Origin of the sequence: Aminobacter ciceronei, assembly GCF_014138625.1 — a bacterium.
Taxonomy (GTDB): Bacteria; Pseudomonadota; Alphaproteobacteria; order Rhizobiales; family Rhizobiaceae; genus Aminobacter; species Aminobacter ciceronei.
The window spans coordinates 1-16,444 of sequence record NZ_JACJHY010000013.1 but is presented as its reverse complement, the minus strand read 5'-3'; the positions used below and the strand labels follow the sequence as shown (position 1 = coordinate 16,444).

General features: G+C 61.7%; 16 protein-coding genes and 1 pseudogene. 6 read left to right on the top strand and 11 right to left on the bottom strand.

Annotated features, from left to right (window positions below):
• The first annotated feature begins 207 nt into the window (after window positions 1-207).
• Entirely contained in the window at window positions 208-2,319 is a 2,112-nt protein-coding gene (locus HNQ95_RS14540; RefSeq protein ID WP_182574452.1) for a DUF294 nucleotidyltransferase-like domain-containing protein, read from the top strand.
• A 6-nt stretch (window positions 2,320-2,325) separates the two neighbouring features.
• Here HNQ95_RS14540 and HNQ95_RS14535 read toward each other — a convergent pair whose 3' ends face one another.
• A complete protein-coding gene (locus HNQ95_RS14535) occupies window positions 2,326-2,958 on the bottom strand; it encodes a hypothetical protein (protein WP_182574453.1) in 633 nt (210 codons plus the stop codon).
• A 256-nt stretch (window positions 2,959-3,214) separates the two neighbouring features.
• Here HNQ95_RS14535 and HNQ95_RS14530 point away from each other — a divergent pair, with 256 nt between their 5' ends.
• The 4 genes from HNQ95_RS14530 (at window position 3,215) to HNQ95_RS14515 (ending at window position 6,213) form a co-directional block, all read left to right on the top strand.
• Window positions 3,215-3,469, top strand: a complete 255-nt coding sequence (locus HNQ95_RS14530; RefSeq protein ID WP_067963983.1) for a DUF4212 domain-containing protein — start codon at window positions 3,215-3,217, stop codon at window positions 3,467-3,469.
• A gap of 10 nt (window positions 3,470-3,479) precedes the next feature.
• A complete protein-coding gene (locus tag HNQ95_RS14525; protein WP_154385116.1) occupies window positions 3,480-5,462 on the top strand; it encodes a sodium:solute symporter family protein in 1,983 nt (660 codons plus the stop codon).
• A 121-nt stretch (window positions 5,463-5,583) separates the two neighbouring features.
• The gene (locus tag HNQ95_RS14520) at window positions 5,584-5,892 is read left to right on the top strand and encodes a YggT family protein (RefSeq protein ID WP_154385117.1); all 309 of its coding nucleotides are present in this window, start codon (window positions 5,584-5,586) and stop codon (window positions 5,890-5,892) included.
• Between the two features lie 3 nt (window positions 5,893-5,895).
• The gene (locus tag HNQ95_RS14515) at window positions 5,896-6,213 is read left to right on the top strand and encodes a hypothetical protein (RefSeq protein WP_154385118.1); all 318 of its coding nucleotides are present in this window, start codon (window positions 5,896-5,898) and stop codon (window positions 6,211-6,213) included.
• A gap of 561 nt (window positions 6,214-6,774) precedes the next feature.
• Here the strand turns inward: HNQ95_RS14515 and HNQ95_RS14510 are convergent.
• The 7 genes from HNQ95_RS14510 to HNQ95_RS14480 form a co-directional block, all read right to left on the bottom strand.
• Window positions 6,775-8,016, bottom strand: coding sequence for a MalY/PatB family protein (locus tag HNQ95_RS14510; protein ID WP_246340757.1), 1,242 nt, complete (start codon window positions 8,014-8,016; stop codon window positions 6,775-6,777).
• 58 nt (window positions 8,017-8,074) lie between these two features.
• A complete protein-coding gene (locus HNQ95_RS14505) occupies window positions 8,075-8,827 on the bottom strand; it encodes an amino acid ABC transporter ATP-binding protein (RefSeq protein ID WP_154385201.1) in 753 nt (250 codons plus the stop codon).
• A 47-nt stretch (window positions 8,828-8,874) separates the two neighbouring features.
• Window positions 8,875-9,798, bottom strand: coding sequence for an amino acid ABC transporter permease (locus HNQ95_RS14500; protein ID WP_067963970.1), 924 nt, complete (start codon window positions 9,796-9,798; stop codon window positions 8,875-8,877).
• A gap of 75 nt (window positions 9,799-9,873) precedes the next feature.
• Window positions 9,874-10,725, bottom strand: coding sequence for an ABC transporter substrate-binding protein (locus tag HNQ95_RS14495; RefSeq protein ID WP_182574454.1), 852 nt, complete (start codon window positions 10,723-10,725; stop codon window positions 9,874-9,876).
• Window positions 10,726-10,868: 143 nt separating this feature from the next.
• Window positions 10,869-11,831 (bottom strand): LysR family transcriptional regulator, encoded by a 963-nt coding sequence (locus HNQ95_RS14490; RefSeq protein ID WP_246340759.1) that lies wholly within the window; start codon window positions 11,829-11,831, stop codon window positions 10,869-10,871.
• A 312-nt stretch (window positions 11,832-12,143) separates the two neighbouring features.
• A complete protein-coding gene (locus tag HNQ95_RS14485; RefSeq protein ID WP_182574455.1) occupies window positions 12,144-12,467 on the bottom strand; it encodes a YciI family protein in 324 nt (107 codons plus the stop codon).
• A 395-nt stretch (window positions 12,468-12,862) separates the two neighbouring features.
• Entirely contained in the window at window positions 12,863-13,771 is a 909-nt protein-coding gene (locus HNQ95_RS14480) for an NAD(P)-dependent oxidoreductase (protein ID WP_182574456.1), read from the bottom strand.
• A 74-nt stretch (window positions 13,772-13,845) separates the two neighbouring features.
• On the opposite strand from HNQ95_RS14480, the gene HNQ95_RS14475 reads away from it, so the two are divergent.
• A complete protein-coding gene (locus HNQ95_RS14475; protein WP_182574457.1) occupies window positions 13,846-14,415 on the top strand; it encodes a TetR/AcrR family transcriptional regulator in 570 nt (189 codons plus the stop codon).
• Between the two features lie 209 nt (window positions 14,416-14,624).
• Here HNQ95_RS14475 and HNQ95_RS14470 read toward each other — a convergent pair whose 3' ends face one another.
• The 3 genes and pseudogenes from HNQ95_RS14470 to HNQ95_RS14460 all read right to left on the bottom strand — a co-directional run.
• On the bottom strand, window positions 14,625-15,608 hold the full coding sequence (locus HNQ95_RS14470) for an ABC transporter substrate-binding protein (protein WP_182574458.1): 984 nt from the start codon (window positions 15,606-15,608) through the stop codon (window positions 14,625-14,627).
• Window positions 15,609-15,646: 38 nt separating this feature from the next.
• Window positions 15,647-16,219 (bottom strand): S-(hydroxymethyl)glutathione synthase, encoded by a 573-nt coding sequence (gfa, locus tag HNQ95_RS14465; protein WP_182574459.1) that lies wholly within the window; start codon window positions 16,217-16,219, stop codon window positions 15,647-15,649.
• Between the two features lie 54 nt (window positions 16,220-16,273).
• A pseudogene (locus HNQ95_RS14460) lies at window positions 16,274-16,444 on the bottom strand (S-(hydroxymethyl)glutathione dehydrogenase); the annotation flags it as partial.

Sequence of the window (16,444 nt, the reverse complement as noted above, 5' to 3'; positions counted from 1 at the left end):
CAGGCGAATACCGCGCGGAAAAGAACCTCGAGGATCGAGCCTCACGGAACGGGCCGGCTTGCCGACATGTTCGGTGAGGCTGTTGGAGCAGCCTTCGACCTGGCGTGCCGGTCGCGCTATGCCGCGGCAGAAAATTGGCCGATATTGTCGGCCCGGGCAACAGCGGGACATGCGAGCCGGGCATTCAGCAACCTCGCAGGAGCGGACATGAAGCCGGCGACCGGCGCGACACCCCTGATTTCAATGGCGGCGACGGCGGTCGACACCGAGACGACCGGGCTCGACGCCACCAAGGCCCGTATCCTGCAGATCGGTGCGGTCGGCATCTGGCACGGCAAGATCAAACCGGAACGCCGCTTCGAACTTCTCGTCGATGCCGGCGAAGCTGTGCCGCCTGCGGCTTCCCGCATCCACGGCATTACCGACGACCAGCTCGTCGGCCAGCCGGATTTCACCGCAGCCTGGGACCGGTTCCAGCATTTCACCGGACCACGTGTTCTCGTCGGCCACTCCATCGGCTTCGACCTGGCGGTGATGGAGCGCGAATGCCGGCTTGCGAACCTGCCCTGGTCGAAACCGCGTGCGCTGTGCGTGCGCCTTCTTGCGGCCGTGGCCAATCCCAGTCTGGCGGACCATTCGCTCGACGCGGTCGCCGCCTGGCTGGGCGTGGAGGTTGCCGGCCGGCACACGGCTCTGGGGGACGCGTTCACGGCTGGCAAGGTCTTCATCGCGCTGCTGCCCGAATTGCGCAGGCGCAACGTCCGGACGCTGGGCGAAGCCGAACTGGCGTGCCTTGCCCTTTCGCGCGATCTTGAGGCCGGCCATCGCGCCGGCTGGAGCGAACCGGTGTCGCGTCCTCAGGCTCCTGTTTTCCAGTCGGTGGATCCTTACGCGTACCGCCACCGCGTCGGCAGCCTCATGAGCACCCCCGCCGTGGTGGTGACATCGGGCCAAACCATGCGGCAGGCCATCGAGCTGATGGTCACGCGAAAGATCAGCTCCCTGCTGGTGTCCGATGCCGGAGAACCGAACCGACCGGTCGCCGACTACGGCATCGTCACCGAGCGCGACGTGATGCGGCGACTGTCCGGCAGCGGCGCGGATGCGCTGGACCTGCCGGTCGGCACCTTCGCCTCCAGGCCGCTCGCCAGCGTGCGCGCCACAGCCTTTGCCTATCGCGCCATCGGGCGCATGGACCGGCTGAAGATACGTCACCTTGCCGTGCGCGACGATGCCGGAACGCTGGTGGGCGTGCTGTCGGCGCGTGACCTGCTGAGGCTGCGTGCCAGCGAAGCGATCAACCTCGACGACCAGATCGAACATGCCACGGGCGCCGCCGAACTGGCGGCGGCATGGGCCACGCTTCCCGGCGTCGTGCGCTCGCTGCTCGCCGAAGCGATCGATCCGCGCATCGTCGCCGAGATCATCTCCGAGGAGTTGCGCGCCATGACCCGCCGCGCCGCCGTGCTGGCGGAGCTTGCCTTGCAGGCGCAGGGTCACGGCGCGCCGCCCTGTCGATACGCCGTGCTGGTGCTCGGCTCCGGCGGACGCGGCGAAAGCCTGCTGGCACCCGACCAGGACAACGCCATCGTCTTCGAGCACGGCGAACCCGATGGTCGGCAAGACCTCTGGTTCAAGATGTTTGGCGAAAAGCTCGCCGATACGCTCGACGCCGCCGGCGTGCCTTACTGCAAGGGCGGCGTCATGGGCCGCAACGCGGCGTTCCGCGGCAGTCTCGAAACGTGGAAGAATCGCGTCGAGGAATGGGTCCGGCGCTCGCGGCCAAACGACCTGCTCAACGTCGACATCGTCTATGATCTGAAGCCCGTGCACGGTGAGGTGGCGTTGAGCGACGCGCTGTTCGACCATGCCTATGCACGCGGCCACGCCGAGCCGGTCTTTGCCAAGCTCCTCGGCGAGCAGATCGTTTCGGACAACCCGTTCACGCTTCTGGGCGGCCTGCGGCTCGACGACGGCCGGCTCGATATCAAGATGCACGGCCTGTTCCCGATCGTTGCGGCGGCACGGACGCTGGCAATTCGCCACGGCATCCGGGCACTGAGCACGCGCGACCGTCTCGAGGCGTTGATCGCCCGCGCTGTCGGCGGCGAGCAGGACATGAAGGCGATGCTGGCCGGCCATGCGTTTCTGATCGGGCTGCTGCTGGATCAACAGATTCGCGACGTCTATGCCGGCGTGCCCGTCTCCAACCGCGTCGACCTGGCCGCAATCCCGCGCGAGCAGCAAGGCGAGCTGAAGACGCTGGTCAGGCGCCTTCAGTCCGTGCCGGGGCTGGTGCGCGACCTGATGTTCGCCTGAGGCCCGTCAAGCGCCGGGCGCGCCGAGCAGTTCATCGACGATCGCGGCGCGATCGGCCAGCTCCAGCAGGTCCTCATGCGCTCTCAGGATGTTCATCCGCAGGAAGTTGAAGATGTAGTCATAGTCGTTGGTCAGCAACTCGGGATGGATCGGCACCGCATCGAACACCATCCGCGCCAGCGGATCGGGGATCTCCCGCACCGGCCGCGGCGCTCCGGCCTGCGCTGCCACCAGTCTGCCGCGCACCAGGGCGGCCGCGTCCTCCCAGAAGGTCCCAGGCGAGCCGTCGGGAACAGGGTGCTTTGCAAAACTCATGCGGGCGACCCGCTCGATCGCTGTCTCCAGACCGCGCTGACGCCCGGCTGCAACCTCGCGCAGCGACCCTTCAACCATCTCCGCGACCATGGCGTAGCACGGCGGGTAGGCCCGCCAGCGCGCCTGATCGAGCGCGGTCTGGAACTCCTTTTCGCTGAACAGCTTCTGCCAGAACACGCCCGCACGCACGCGGCAGAATTCGACGATGCACTTCTGCGCCAGGAACGAGGCGCGCGCATCCATGAAATCTGCCAGGTCGGCGGTACCGTGGATCGGCGTGGCCTTGCGGAGAAATCCCGGAAGAAGACCATCGAGAAGGCCCATTGCAATATTCCCTTCGTCTGCCGCGTGCTGCCAAGCGTTAGCCTTCGCGACACCTCTTAGCCAGCCCGCCGAACCGATTCTAAAGTCGAATAACGGGCAGTTGCAAATGCAGCTAGAGTTCAAGCAGCGTCGGCTGAGTCCATCATGACGCCGACGCTTGCCAGATTCCCGTTTGCGGGAGCTTGGCGACTTGCTGAACGGCCGGTTGGTCGGGGAGAATCTGCACAGGCTGTAAATCAAGGGAGGGATCAACGCGATGGCGACGCCGGACCGCGTAAGCTACTGGAATAAGACCCGCAGTCTCATGTTTCTTATGCTTGGGCTGTGGTTTTTCTTCGGATATGTCATCCACTTCTTCGTCGGCCCACTCAACAATATCGTCATTCTGGGCTTCCCGCTGGGCTTCTACATGGCCGCGCAGGGTTCGCTCATTGCTTTCGTCGTGATGCTCTTCTGGTTTGCACGCAAGCAGAACGGCATCGACGAAGAGCACGGTGTGTCGGAAGAGTGAGGGGGGAACCATGGCAACGACGACAACCAGCGGCGGCGGAGATTTCGTCTCCAATCTAGGCCGCATCTACGGAATCTACACCGGAGGCTTCATAGCCTTCGTCATCCTCATGGCGATCCTGAGCGCCGCCGGCGTGCCGAACTACATCATCGGCTACATGTTCGTCGGCTTCACCATCCTGATCTATGCCGTCATCGGCATTCTGTCGCGGACCATGCAGGTCGGCGAATATTATGTCGCCGGCCGCCGCGTGCCTGCGATCTACAACGGCATGGCGACAGGTGCGGACTGGATGTCGGGCGCCTCATTCGTCGGCATGGCCGGTACGCTTTACCTGCTCGGCTATGACGGCCTCGCCTTCGTCCTGGGCTGGACCGGCGGCTATGTTCTGGTCGCGATCCTGGTCGCGCCATATCTGCGCAAATTTGGCGCCTATACGGTGCCCGACTTCCTTTCGGCGCGCTATGGCGGCAATCTTGCCCGCTTCATCGGCGTGATCGTGCTGTTTTCGTGCTCTTTCACCTATGTCGTCGCGCAGGTCTATGCGACCGGCATCATCTCAGCCCGCTTCCTCGGCCTCGACTTCAACGTCGCGGTCTATGTCGGCCTTGCCGGCATTCTGGTCTGCTCCATGCTTGGCGGCATGCGTGCAGTCACCTGGACGCAGGTTGCCCAATACATCGTGCTGATCATCGCCTACCTCATTCCGGCGATCTGGATGTCCACGGTCAAGACCGGCGTCCCCATCCCGCAGCTCATGCAGGGCACGGCGCTGGCCAACATCACCGCGCTCGAAACCGCGCAGGGCATCGCGGTCCACCACATCACGCCGTTCGTGCACGGCGGCTACAACGCGCTCAACTTCTTCCTGCTCATCCTGTGCCTGATGGTCGGCACCGCTTCGCTGCCGCATGTGCTGATGCGCTACTTCACCACGCCTTCGGTGCGTGAGGCGCGCGTCTCGGTGGCATGGTCGCTGCTGTTCATCTTCATCCTCTACTTCACGGCGCCGGCCTATGCCGCTTTCGCCAAGTGGACCATGCTCGACCTGGTGGCTTCCGGCCTGACGCCGGACAACATCGCCGAGAAGGCGGGATGGATGATGCGCTGGGCCGCAGCCGACAACGCGCTGGTGCAGATCTGCGGCAAGGCTGCCATCGACGCAGCCGCCATCGCCGCAGCCTGCGCGGAACAGGGTGTGACCAATATCGGCTTTGCCAACATCAACCTCAATGCCGACATGATCGTGCTTGCCACGCCGGAAATGGCAGGCATGCCCTATGTCATTTCGGGCCTTGTCGCAGCCGGCGGTCTCGCAGCCGCGCTGTCGACGGCCGACGGCCTGCTTCTGGCCATCGCAAACGCGCTCAGCCACGACATCTACTACAAGATGATCGACCAGAACGCACCGACGGCGCGCCGCCTGGTGGTGTCGCGCGTGCTTCTGGTGCTGGTGGCGATCGCGGCGGCCTACGTCGCCTCGACCAAGCCTGCCGACATCCTGGCCATGGTGTCCTGGGCGTTCTCGCTTGCGGCGGCAGGCCTCTTCCCGGCGCTGGTTCTCGGCGTCTGGTGGAAGCGTGCCAATTCGGCGGGGGCGATTGCCGGCATGATCGCAGGCTTCGGCATCTGCCTCTACTATCTGCTGGGCACCCGCTACGGTGCGGTCGGCTTCGTGGAGATGTGGAGCGGCCTGTCGACGGCAACGGCCGAGCAGTTGGCCAAGTTCGAGGAGCTCAAAGCCGCCTTTGCGGCCGCTGCCCCCGATGCTCAGGCAGCCGCCTGGGCGGCGTTCGACAAGCATGCGCAGTCGATCGCGAACTGGGGCGGGGTGAAGAACCTGTCGGCGGCGGCGTTCGGCTTGCCCGTCGGCTTCGCGGTCATGTATGTCGTCTCGCGCCTGACCAAGGAGCCGTCACACGAGCTGCAGGAGTTCATCGAGGAGATCCGTGTTCCTCGCGGCAAGACGATCATGGAAGAAAAGACAGCCTGATCATCGCATCGGACGTCAGGGGAGGGGTCCGGACAGGACCCCTCTTTCTTTTTTGCGCGATGCCGCTATGGCTCGCATGACCGCCCCATGATCCCCCCATGATCCTCATTGGACCGCGTGCATGAACGAATTCTGGAGCTACTGGTATTTCCACCTGCCCAATTTCGTGTTGGCAGCAGTGATGTACACATTGATCGGGCGGCTGGTTCTCGGTTTTTTCGTGCCGGAGAACTGGGACAACTTCATCTGGCGCGGCTTCCGCTTCGTCACGGACCATGTGGTGCGCGCCGTGCGCTACCTCACGCCTGAAGTGTTGGCCCAGCCGGTCGTGCTGATCTTCGCTGCACTGTGGCTGATGGCGCTGCGGCTTGGCTATTTCATGATGCTCTTCAACGCCGGGCTGGCACCCGGCGCAACGGCGGGGAACTGAGACATGGAACGCACGGGTCTGGTTCCGGTGATGGCGATCGCCATCGTCAACGGTATCTTCTCCCCCTGGGTGCTTGTGCTTTTCGTGCTGTACCCGGTCTGGTACCCATCCTGGGCGCCACCGACCAGCCAGTTCGTCTACATGGCGAGCGCGCTCATCCTGTCGACGCTCACCCTGATGGTGGCAGGCGTTCCGGCCGCACTCTACGAACGCCTTTCGGCGCGCCCCCAAAGCGTCGTCGTTGCGTCGATCTGGCTGGGATGCGCAGCGCTTCTCACACTGCCTGCCGTGCCCAACATCATGCGGGCCCTGGCCGGCTGATCCGATCGCGTAGCGACCCACGCATTTGAGTTGGGGTCATGACATCCCCGGCACGACAGAGTGTTCGCAACGCGCATCGGAAGTTGGTACGACCGACACAGATCCGAAACTCATGGCGTTGCAGACAGCAAGAACCATCGGCATCGCGCGTCTGGCGATTGTCTGTTCGCATTGATACGCTACGCCGGGCGGACCGCCCATGGCGATGGTCATGAAATCTACGCGTGAACACAGCCGACATCACTGTCGAAACCCGTGAACCAGGGAGCGGTATCCCAGTTGCACGACCCCGACGTCAAACATCTGGGAAGATGAGTTGGCAGCCCATGAACAGACAGGAATTATTATGGTTCTTGCTGCTTGTGGCCACCGGACTGGCCATCGCATCGTTGGTCATATCGCCCGTGCAATAACACAGGCTCCTCGTCCACAACCTCTCCGGCGGCGAATCGAACAGCAAGGTGGCAATGGCGGCGGGATGCGCCGTCGCCACTGCGGTCGGAGGTTCGGCAACTCAATGCCCAGTGAGGGCTGCGAGACGCGTCTCTGCCGTGCTTGCCATCAGCAAGCGCTTTCATCAAAGGAACGTCCGGTAAGTGGAACGAGTACGGAGAGCAGCCGTCGCATGCCCGCCTCCAGGATCGATCTCGAAGTGCCGAGGTTGATGCGGATGTGGTTCTCTCCACCAGGCCCCATCGGCTCGCCATAGGTCACGACGAGCTTCGCCTGCCTTTCAATCAGCGGCTCATAGACGGCCCTCGGCGTGTTGAGCCTGGAGAGATCCAGCCAGGCGAAGTATGCTGCTTCGGCGACCGGAACCGTGACCTCGGGCAGGAATGACCGGATCAAATCCGTCACGTATGCGTGATTGCCGGCAATATGGTGCATCAGCGCGTGGCTCCAATCGTCACAATCCCGGAACGCCACTTCGGCAGCGGCGTATCCAAGTGCGCTGCCACCATACTGTAGATTGGCGCGCCGCAGGCCGCGCCGGAAGGCATCCCGCAGGACCGGGTTCGGGGTGACAACGATGGAATGCTTCAGTCCGGTGAGATTGAAGGGCTTGCTTGGTGAGAACAGGCAATAGGAATTCATCGCAGCCCATTCTGAAACCGCTGCAAAGGGTGTGAATTCCGTTCCCTCATACAGCATCCCGCTGTAGACCTCGTCGGAAACCACGATGACTCCGCGTTCGGAGCATATGCGTGCCAGCTCCTTCAACTCGTCGCGAGTCCAGACCCGACCAACCGGATTATGCGGGCTGCAGAGCAACAACAACTTTGTTCGGTCAGTAATGCAGGCCTCCAGCCCGGCAAAATCCATCTCGTATGTGCCGCCGCGATTGATCAGTTGATTGGCGACGGGCACGCGGTCGTTGGCCTTCACGATCTCCGCAAAAACGTGGTGGACGGGTGGCTGGTAGATGATCTCGTCGCCGGCCTGGGTCAGTTCCATGATGATCGAGTGCATCGATGGATAAATCGCGACACACGCGTCGATCCACGTCTTCTCCACCTGCCATCCAAAACGTCTGCTCAGATAACCCGTGACCGCGTCGTAGTAGCTGGGTCGTCTCAGAGGATAACCAAAATGGCCGGCTTCGACCGCACGATGCAGCGCTTCGACGACGGCCGGTGGCGACCGGAAATCCAGATCGGCGGTTCCAAACGAGAAAAGGTCTTTGTCGCCCAGTCGGTCGATTTCCATCTCCCACTTGAGGGTGCTGAGAGCTGACCGATCTATCGCCTTGCTGAAGTCATGGAGCGATTGCTCGGATGCAGACCGAGCAGTTTTTGCGGACATGGGGTCTCCTTGCCCCGTGGTTTCACGGGGTCGATATCTGGTTGCTTATGGAAGCGGACTACTTGACGCGCGCCAGGAACTCGCGGAGGCGTTGTGATTGCGGATTTGCAATCATTTCCTTTGGAACGCCACGCTCGACAACCACGCCACCGTCCATGAAAACGAGTTGGTCGGCGACTTCTGACGCGAAGCCGATTTCGTGGGTAACCACCACCATGGTCATGCCGTCCCGCGCCAAATCCTTCATGACGGCAAGAACCTCGCCAACGAGTTCGGGATCGAGCGCCGAAGTCGGCTCGTCGAAGAGAATGACCTTGGGCCGCATGGCAAGCGCCCGAGCTATCGCCACGCGTTGTTGCTGCCCACCAGAGAGCTGTCGTGGATAAGCGTCACACTTCTCGGCCAGACCAACCTTGCCAAGCAGATGGACCGCCCGCTCCGTGGCAGATTTGACCGATTCACCCCGGACATGGACTGGTGCCTCGATGACGTTCTGCAGGACGGTCAGATGGCCGAAAAGGTTGAACTGCTGGAACACCATGCCGACCTCGGCACGACGGCGGCAGATTGCGCTGTCTGGCAGTTCATGGAGCCGGTCTTGCCTAAGCTCATAGCCTATGAAGTCCCCATCCACGAGGAGCAGGCCGCCATCGATCTTCTCCAGATGGTTGATGCATCGCAAGAACGTGCTCTTGCCCGAACCCGAAGGCCCGATGATGCAGGCGACGCTGCCTGTCGGGACGCTCAGGCTGACGTCTTTAAGCACTTCGAGGGACCCGAAGGATTTTCGGACGCCTTCGGCATAGACCATGACATTCTGGTCGATACCAAAGCGGCCGTGATGTGTCCTTGAAACAGTCATTGTGTGACCCTCCTGCGAACGGAGAAGGCATTGCCGAATGTTGCTTTCAGCATGCCCTTGCCTTGCCGGGTGGCATTGTCCCGGGAGAAATAGCGTTCCAGGTAAAACTGGCCGATCGACATGATCGCCACGACAACGAGGTACCAAAAGGTTACAACCAGCAACAGCGGTATGGTCTCGAACGTACGGGCGTAGATGGATTGCGCCGAATAAAGCAGGTCACCCACCGCAACGACGCTGACCAGCGAAGTGGTCTTGAGCAGGTTGATCGTCTCGTTGCCGGATGGAGGGATGATTACTCGCATGGCTTGGGGGATGATGATGCGGCGCATCAACAGGCTCGGCTTCATCCCGAGGCACAGAGCCGCTTCCCGCTGGCCTTGGTTGACCGACTGCAGGCCGTTGCGGATGATTTCCGCCATGTAGCCGGATTCGTGGAGCGAAAGGCCGACGACGGCCGCGACCAGAGGCGTCATGACGTCGTTGGTCGAAATGGAAAAAATGGTGCCAAGACCAGGCAGCCAAAGCTCGAAGCGCGGAACGATCAGCGCCAGATTGTACCAGAGTATGAGCTGGACCAGCGCCGGCGTTCCCCGGAAGAACCAGACGAACACTTTTGCCGGCGTTGAAAGCAGCCGGCTCGGCGACAAGATCATAAGTGCCGCAATCGTGCCCAGGACAACGGCGATCACCATCACCAGAGCGGTCACGATGAGGGTCACCAGGAGACCATTCATGATCAGCGGATTGAAGAGATAGCTTCCGGCGATGGGCCATTGCAGCTTGGGGTTCATTGCCGCGCTGCGAACTGCCAGCGCGAGAAGCGACAGGACAAGGATGATCGCCGCGAGGCGGAACGGGTGGGGCAGCGGAACCACTTTAAGCTTGGCAATTGCCGCAGAGTTTTGATCGTTTTTCATGGGTGTCGCACAGCTCTCCCCGCCCGGCGGTCGAGGCCACCGGGCGTTCAGTCGATCTCGGATGAGAAATGGCGGTTAGTGGTTCAGTTGAGAGACGTCGGTATAGATGACCGGCGCGTCCAGGGACGACTTGCCCATGTTGTAACTGTCGAGCAGCTTTTTGTAGGTGCCGTTCGCCATCAATTCCTTGAGGATGGCATCCACCATGGCTGCCGTAGCCTTGTCTCCCTTCGGGACCGCGATCCCAAGCGGTGACGGATAGTAGCTGTCGCCGGTAACGACGAGCTGCCCCTTGCTCGTTTTCTCAAAATAGCCTGTGGCCGTCGAGTCATCCAACCAGGCCTCGGCGCGACCTGAAAGCACCGCAGCGATGCTGTCCTTTGGCTCCGGATAGATCTGCTTGTTGATCTCCGGCAGGCTGGCGGCCTTGCAATCGGCCGAGATCCTGTCGGCAGCGATATCGCCGGAAGTGCCGGTCTGAACCGCGACAGCGTGCCCGCAAAGGTCAAGCTTCTTTGTGAATTTGTCCTTGTCCTCCGGCTTCACCGTTGCCACGGAGCCGGTTTCCATGAAGGAGATGAAGTCCACCTGCTTCAAACGCTCAGGCAGCACCGTGAAGGTGGTCCAGGCCATCGTTGCGCGCCCCGATGCGAGAGCCGGAATCTGCGAGGCGAAGGGAATTGTGACGACTTCCAGCTTCACCCCCATCAGGTCGGCAGCGGCCTGAGCCATCTCGATGTCCAGGCCAGCCGGCTTTCCGGAGGCGTCAGTGAACTCGAAGGGGGCGTAGGCGAGCGAACTGGCGATTGTGAGCTTGCCACTGGTCTTGACGGCATCCGTTACGGGAATGTCGGCAGCAAAGCTGCTGATGGTCGAAAATGCCGAGAGCGCAAGAACCACGCCACTCGTTGTAAGGCTACGCTTCATTGGTTCCTCCCTGTTTGAACCGTGGCCTACGGATAGCAGTCGCCTGCATGATCGGTGAAATTGATAATGTGACATAAGACTATGCATGCCATGCATAGTGCCGTCGTGAAACAGCCCATCAGGGGCCAACGCCTGGCGCACGCCTATTGTTGAGATTGACGGCCGCCGGAGATGTTTAGGCGTCCATACGCCGCTTCTTTCAATGCCCGCTGAACCTCTGTCGTGGCGATGATCAGGCTTCGCAGCCAGGCATGTCCCGCATCGGCCTCCAAACCACGTTCGTAAATCATGGAGACCCGAACGTCGGGGAGAGGGAACGGGGCCGGAACGATCTTGGTCTCGGTTTCTTCGGAGACCGCGAAAATGAAGTTGTCGCCAAAAACCGTTATGAGAGGCGTGTCCTTGATGATCCAAGGCGCCACGAGATAGTGCGGAATGGTGGCGACAACCTTCCGCTTGAGGCCAAGGCCTCTCAGAACGATATCGGCAACGCCATCCGCCTTGCCGTCTGCAGAGATCTGAAGATGAGGCGAAGACAAGTAGCGCTCTTGGGTGAAATCATCCAGCAGGCCATTTCCTTTCCAGCCGGCACAGACCATCTTGTGCGTCGATAGTTGCACGACCGTAATCTGGTCACTCTTGAGCGAAAAGTTGCCGAGCACCGCGCACTCGATTTGCTTGGATTTCAACAAGTCGAGGACTTCAGCCTCTCTGGTGTGCAAGACGTTGAGTGTGGCATTTGGCGCCTGAGCCGAGAAGTTCTGGATGAGGCTCGGAAGGATCGTAACGGCCGAGGAATCCGAGAGGCCGATCCTGAAGTTTCTGAATGTGCTCGCCGGCTCGAAATTCAAATGCCTTTCGACGACCTGACGAATGTCAGCCAGCGCGCGAGTGAGAACCGCAGCCAGTTCTTTCGCCCGAGGCGTCGGCTCCATCACCCCTGAATCGCGAGAAAACAATTCGTCCTTGAAGATATGCCGCAGCCTGGAAAGTGAATGGCTTGTGGCCGACTGCGTCCGACCAAGCAGTTCCGCCGCCTTTGTGACGCTACGCTCCTGCATCAATGCGTCGAACGTACGAAGCAGATTCAGATCGATTTGATTCAAGGAGAACGCGTGTGGGCTCGGAGGCATCTCACAACATCACGAATTTCAGCTCCGGCGACTTATACATACATACGAAAAATGTGCGCTACGATCACGATAATTAAGAAGCAAGGTTACCGCAGGTCCTCACCGCCAGGCACGATTGCCGATTTCCGTGCCGGGCTGAATCCAGCGTCCGCTTACGCCAAAAGCAGCCGGGCAGAATACCCCTCCATACCGGTCATCTTCACTATCTCGGCAGCGTGAGATAGCTGCGCAGGCGGTCGAGGCGGGCGCGCATGTCCTCTGCGTCGGCTCTTGGAGCCGGTTTGCCTACTCCAACGGCCACACTTCGACGACGCCATGCGCAACGGCACAGGGAACGACTGAGATCTTCCTCACCGCTTCCGCCATATCCGCAGCCTCGATGATGGCGAAGCCGGCAACCGGCAAGGCCGACGACATGAATGGGCCATCCCGCGTCTCCGGACCCGCCGCTTCGGGATTGCGCACCTGCATGGGCGCACCGGCGATTCCGATCAATGCGCCCTCCGCGCGCAGCATTGCATCCTGCGCGTGGGCGGCGTCGCGGACGGGTTGTGAGGTCCGGTCATATCCGGCCTGGTCGCCATATCCGATGGTGAGGAATTTCGGCATTCTGCAACCTCCTTTCAGGTCCTGGGTGATGGCGCGCGGTCTGTTGTCGCCGTCATCGGCCGCATGCAACCGTGCCGACACTGACGGGCCGTGATCGGGGTTCGAAACGCCGAAATGTCGTTGCCGAACCCGGCCATGTAGGCCTCCTGCAAAGCCGGCCCGCCTTTTTACCCACGCCGCCGAGAGGACGTCGGACCCCAAACATCACGTCGCGCAAGACGGTCATGTCGGAGCGACGCCGGGCATTTGCGTGCCAGGTTGATCGACAGAGCGATGGTCCACAGTGGCGCGCCAATCCAGTTGTATTTTGCAACTGGATTGGGTTTACGCTTTCCGATTGCATATTGCAAGCGGAGCGATGCAGGCTGGCCAACGAGCCTCCAGCTGTGGCGTGTCTAGACTGAGCGACCTTGAACAGGTCGCCGCTGATGCGGCGCGGGGCTGCGCAACACTTTTGTGATCGCGCAGTGTTCTTCCGCCCCATAACCCGCGTCCACCGCGCGCTGGAAAACGCCGGTCGCAAAGGTCGGAAAATCGGCGCCAATCTCGAGGTTGTCGGAGACGTCGACGAGACGCGCGATATCGGCGCGCACGGAAGCGATGGTGCTTTCAGGCGCGCTGAAGCTGCCGGTGGCGATGACCCGGCCCATGCGACGCATGTCGTCTGCGAAGAACGGTGCCGAGCCCGCCATCATCTCTCCGAACTGAGCCGGATCGAGCCCTTCGGCTTCACAGATGACTGCGCCGTGGCTGAAGCCGATCCAATGGGCTGCGTAATAGGCCAGGGCAGCGCCAAACAGCGCCTTGGCATGGCCGACATCGGGGCCCACATGCACAAGGCTGCCGGCCAACGCCTGAAGAAGGGCGCTGGCCGAGGCAAACGTCGTCTCGGGGCCGGCAAGCAGAATGGCGGCGTCAGCTCCGCCGATCTGGCTCGGCCACGCGGAAATGGCGCCGTCGAGATAGTCCGCACCGCGCGTTGCCGCCCATGCCGCCATGGCTCGGGCCTCGCTTGAGGTGCCGGAGGCCAGTTGCACGACGAGCCGCCCAGCGAAGATCCCGGCGACCGCTTTGTCTTCGACAATGCCGCGCGTTGCCGCATAATCCGACAGGCACATGACGATGACCGGGCTGGCGGCGACCGCGTCCGCGGCGGTCAGCGCGACCTTGGCCCCTTCATCTCTCAGAACATCGGCCTTTGCCGAGGTCCGGTTCCAGACAACGGTCGTCTTGCCGGCGGAAAGGAACGCGCGTGCCAAGGCGGTGCCCATTGCACCCAGGCCGATTACCGTGACGTCACCCATCTCCATCTCCTGCTTGACCGCGAAGCTACAAAATGTAACTTACAAATTGTAGGTGTCAAGCGGAGGAGAAAATCGTGAAGCTGCCGAGAGATGGCCGTCGCAGCCAACTCCTTGATACGGCCCTCCAGATCGTTCGGGAGCAGGGCGCAGACGAACTCACCTTGGGCACGCTCGCCCAACGGGCTGACGTCAGCCGGCCCGTCGTCTATGACCATTTTTCAACGCGCGCCGGCCTCCTGCTCGCCCTGTTTCAGCGGTTGGAGGACAATTACGTCAGACAGCTTCGCCAGGAGCTGAGCTTAATGCCGGGCGAACCTGCCGCCGTGGCGGACGCCATTGCCGCGGCCTATTTCAGCTGCCTGACGAACATGGGCCAGGAAGGGCCTGCCATCTTTGCGGCGCTTCAGGGGAGCCCTGACATAGCGGTCCAGCAGTCACGCATGCTGGGGGAATATGTGGCCATCGTCGCCCAGGCGCTGCAACCGTTCTCTGCCGTTTCCGGCGAGAGCCTTCGTCTCCTGTGCACCGGCCTGTTGGGCGCGGCAGAGGCCATCGCGCGCGAACTGCAGGCAGGCAAGGTCACCGACACCGAAGCCAGGACGGTGTTCGCGAAGCTGATCATAGGCAGCCTGCGTGCCGCCTGACCAGCGGGCGGGCAGCGAATCTGGATCGAACAGCAAGGTGGGCAGAGGCGGTGAGGCGTTCGATCTGCGCGAATGCCAACCTTATCCGCTGGTCGCCTTCGAAAAGATCAATATCGTCGGGGCAGCGGTCGTGTTCGACGCCGGGCTGCCCGACTGCACTTGCCGAGATAAATGTCCCCGCCGGCTTTCACCGGCGGGGGCAGGGCTCTTCAGCGGTCTTGCAGCAACGCGTTCGTATAGTACTGCGAAGGCTCTTTCCTGGTTGCGCCGTCCTCGGTCGACATGACCAGGTCCTGAGCATCCGAAATCACATTCTCTTCGATCCAGCCGTTGATATGGCCTTCGGGCGCCTGAAGACTGAGCGATGTGGCAACGACGGACTGCCGAATGAGCTCTTCGGATGGAGCAGCACTCCAGGCCGACCGCAACGCGCTGGCGGCAGACGCTGGGTCTTTGCGCATGAGGTCGATGGCCTCGCTCGTGGCGGAGAAGAACCGCGTCAGGATGTCCTGGTTTTTGGCCAGGCCGTCGTCGCTGACCACGGCCGCCAGACCCGGCACCGACAATCCATATTTGGGAAGGTCCAGAACCGCGAACTTGATCCCGCTTCGCTCTTCGATGAGCGGAAGGTCGACATTGGTGTAGACCGTGATCATGTCGATCTTGTTCTGCAGGAACTGCGGGACCTTGATCTGCGGGTCGATCTGAACCTTCGAGATCTTGCTGCAGTCTATGCCGTTCTTTTTGCAGAGGACGTCGAGATACGCCGTCGCAGTATCTCCGGTCGATACTGCGAGAGATCTGCCCTCCATCTGCTTCGGCTCGGTGACGGGGCGGTCAGGATGAGAAATGAACGCGAACGGGGTTTTCGGCTGATAGAGCGCGGCGATCTTGACCGGCATGCCTTTCTGGATCGCCGATATGGCAAAAATTGCCGGCACGATGACGACGTCCTCGTTGCCCTGCACCAGCGACCCGAGTGCTGCCTGGGCGCCGGCCCCTTCTCCCAGTTCGACATCGACCTTGTGGGATGAATAGATCCCCTTGTCCCTGCCCAGATAGAAGAAGGCATATTCGCCCTTCAGCTTCCAACTGAAGCGCACTTTGACGGCGTCGTTCGCCCAGGCCTGGCTCGACGTCACCGCTGCTGCGACTGCTACCAGCGCGATGGCTATTGTGTTGGCTATGCGCATTAATGTTCCTCCCGTTTTTTGTTCGAAGACGTGTGCGGCTAGCGCGCTGCTGTCCCTGTCCGCTTGGCAACCCAGTTGGCGACATAGTCCATCAGGCCGGGCGACAGGCAGTCATAGGGTTCGAGCCCGAGTTCCCTGAGCCGGCCGCGCACGCTGTCCATTTCGGACGGGTCGACGCCCGCCTCGATGATCGACGAGACGAATGCGGCAAAGCCCGGCTCGGCCCAGCCCGCTTCCTGGAAGCGCTCGGGATGGATGAAGTCGAGGCCCTTGAAGGCATGGTCGCGCTCGACCGGGCCATACATGTGCACACCGCAGGCCTTGCAGGCGTGGCGCTGGATCAACGCCGACGGATCGACGACAGCGAGCTTGTCGCCATTTTCCAGCACCGTCACGTTCTCATGCGCGGTGACCGCCACGACCGAAAACTTCGCCCCCTCCGGCTTCCAGCATTTGGTGCAGCCGCAGGCGTGGTTGTGGGCAACCTGGCCCTTGATCGCCACCTTGACCGGCCTGTCGGCGCAGGCGCAGGCCAGCGTGCCGCCGGTGAAGGCGGCACTGCCGGGTTTGACCCCGCCGTCGAGCGCCGGATGTATCGAAACTGAAGCCATGTCGTTCCTCCCTGTTGATGACTGTTCGCGATGCGCACCCCTCGCAAGGGGACGCTAGTAGACGACCACGCTGCGGATGCTTTCGCCTGCATGCATCAGGTCGAAACCCTTGTTGATGTCTTCGAGCTTGAGCGTATGGGTGATCATCGGGTCGATCTGGATCTTGCCCTCCATGTACCAGTCGACGATCTTCGGCACGTCGGTGCGGCCGCGTGCGCCGCCAAA

What these genes read in the sequence shown, in the direction of transcription:
- HNQ95_RS14480 (WP_182574456.1), bottom strand. Translation starts at nt 13,771, where the DNA reads ATGGGTGACGTCACGGTAATCGGCCTGGGTGCAATGGGCACCGCCTTG.
- HNQ95_RS14530 (WP_067963983.1), top strand. Translation starts at nt 3,215, where the DNA reads ATGGCGACGCCGGACCGCGTAAGCTACTGGAATAAGACCCGCAGTCTC.
- HNQ95_RS14505 (WP_154385201.1), bottom strand. Translation starts at nt 8,827, where the DNA reads ATGGTCTATGCCGAAGGCGTCCGAAAATCCTTCGGGTCCCTCGAAGTG.
- HNQ95_RS14535 (WP_182574453.1), bottom strand. Translation starts at nt 2,958, where the DNA reads ATGGGCCTTCTCGATGGTCTTCTTCCGGGATTTCTCCGCAAGGCCACG.
- HNQ95_RS14485 (WP_182574455.1), bottom strand. Translation starts at nt 12,467, where the DNA reads ATGCCGAAATTCCTCACCATCGGATATGGCGACCAGGCCGGATATGAC.
- HNQ95_RS14515 (WP_154385118.1), top strand. Translation starts at nt 5,896, where the DNA reads ATGGAACGCACGGGTCTGGTTCCGGTGATGGCGATCGCCATCGTCAAC.
- HNQ95_RS14470 (WP_182574458.1), bottom strand. Translation starts at nt 15,608, where the DNA reads ATGCGCATAGCCAACACAATAGCCATCGCGCTGGTAGCAGTCGCAGCA.
- HNQ95_RS14525 (WP_154385116.1), top strand. Translation starts at nt 3,480, where the DNA reads ATGGCAACGACGACAACCAGCGGCGGCGGAGATTTCGTCTCCAATCTA.
- HNQ95_RS14520 (WP_154385117.1), top strand. Translation starts at nt 5,584, where the DNA reads ATGAACGAATTCTGGAGCTACTGGTATTTCCACCTGCCCAATTTCGTG.
- HNQ95_RS14500 (WP_067963970.1), bottom strand. Translation starts at nt 9,798, where the DNA reads ATGAAAAACGATCAAAACTCTGCGGCAATTGCCAAGCTTAAAGTGGTT.
- gfa (WP_182574459.1), bottom strand. Translation starts at nt 16,219, where the DNA reads ATGGCTTCAGTTTCGATACATCCGGCGCTCGACGGCGGGGTCAAACCC.
- HNQ95_RS14495 (WP_182574454.1), bottom strand. Translation starts at nt 10,725, where the DNA reads ATGAAGCGTAGCCTTACAACGAGTGGCGTGGTTCTTGCGCTCTCGGCA.
- HNQ95_RS14510 (WP_246340757.1), bottom strand. Translation starts at nt 8,016, where the DNA reads ATGTCCGCAAAAACTGCTCGGTCTGCATCCGAGCAATCGCTCCATGAC.
- HNQ95_RS14540 (WP_182574452.1), top strand. Translation starts at nt 208, where the DNA reads ATGAAGCCGGCGACCGGCGCGACACCCCTGATTTCAATGGCGGCGACG.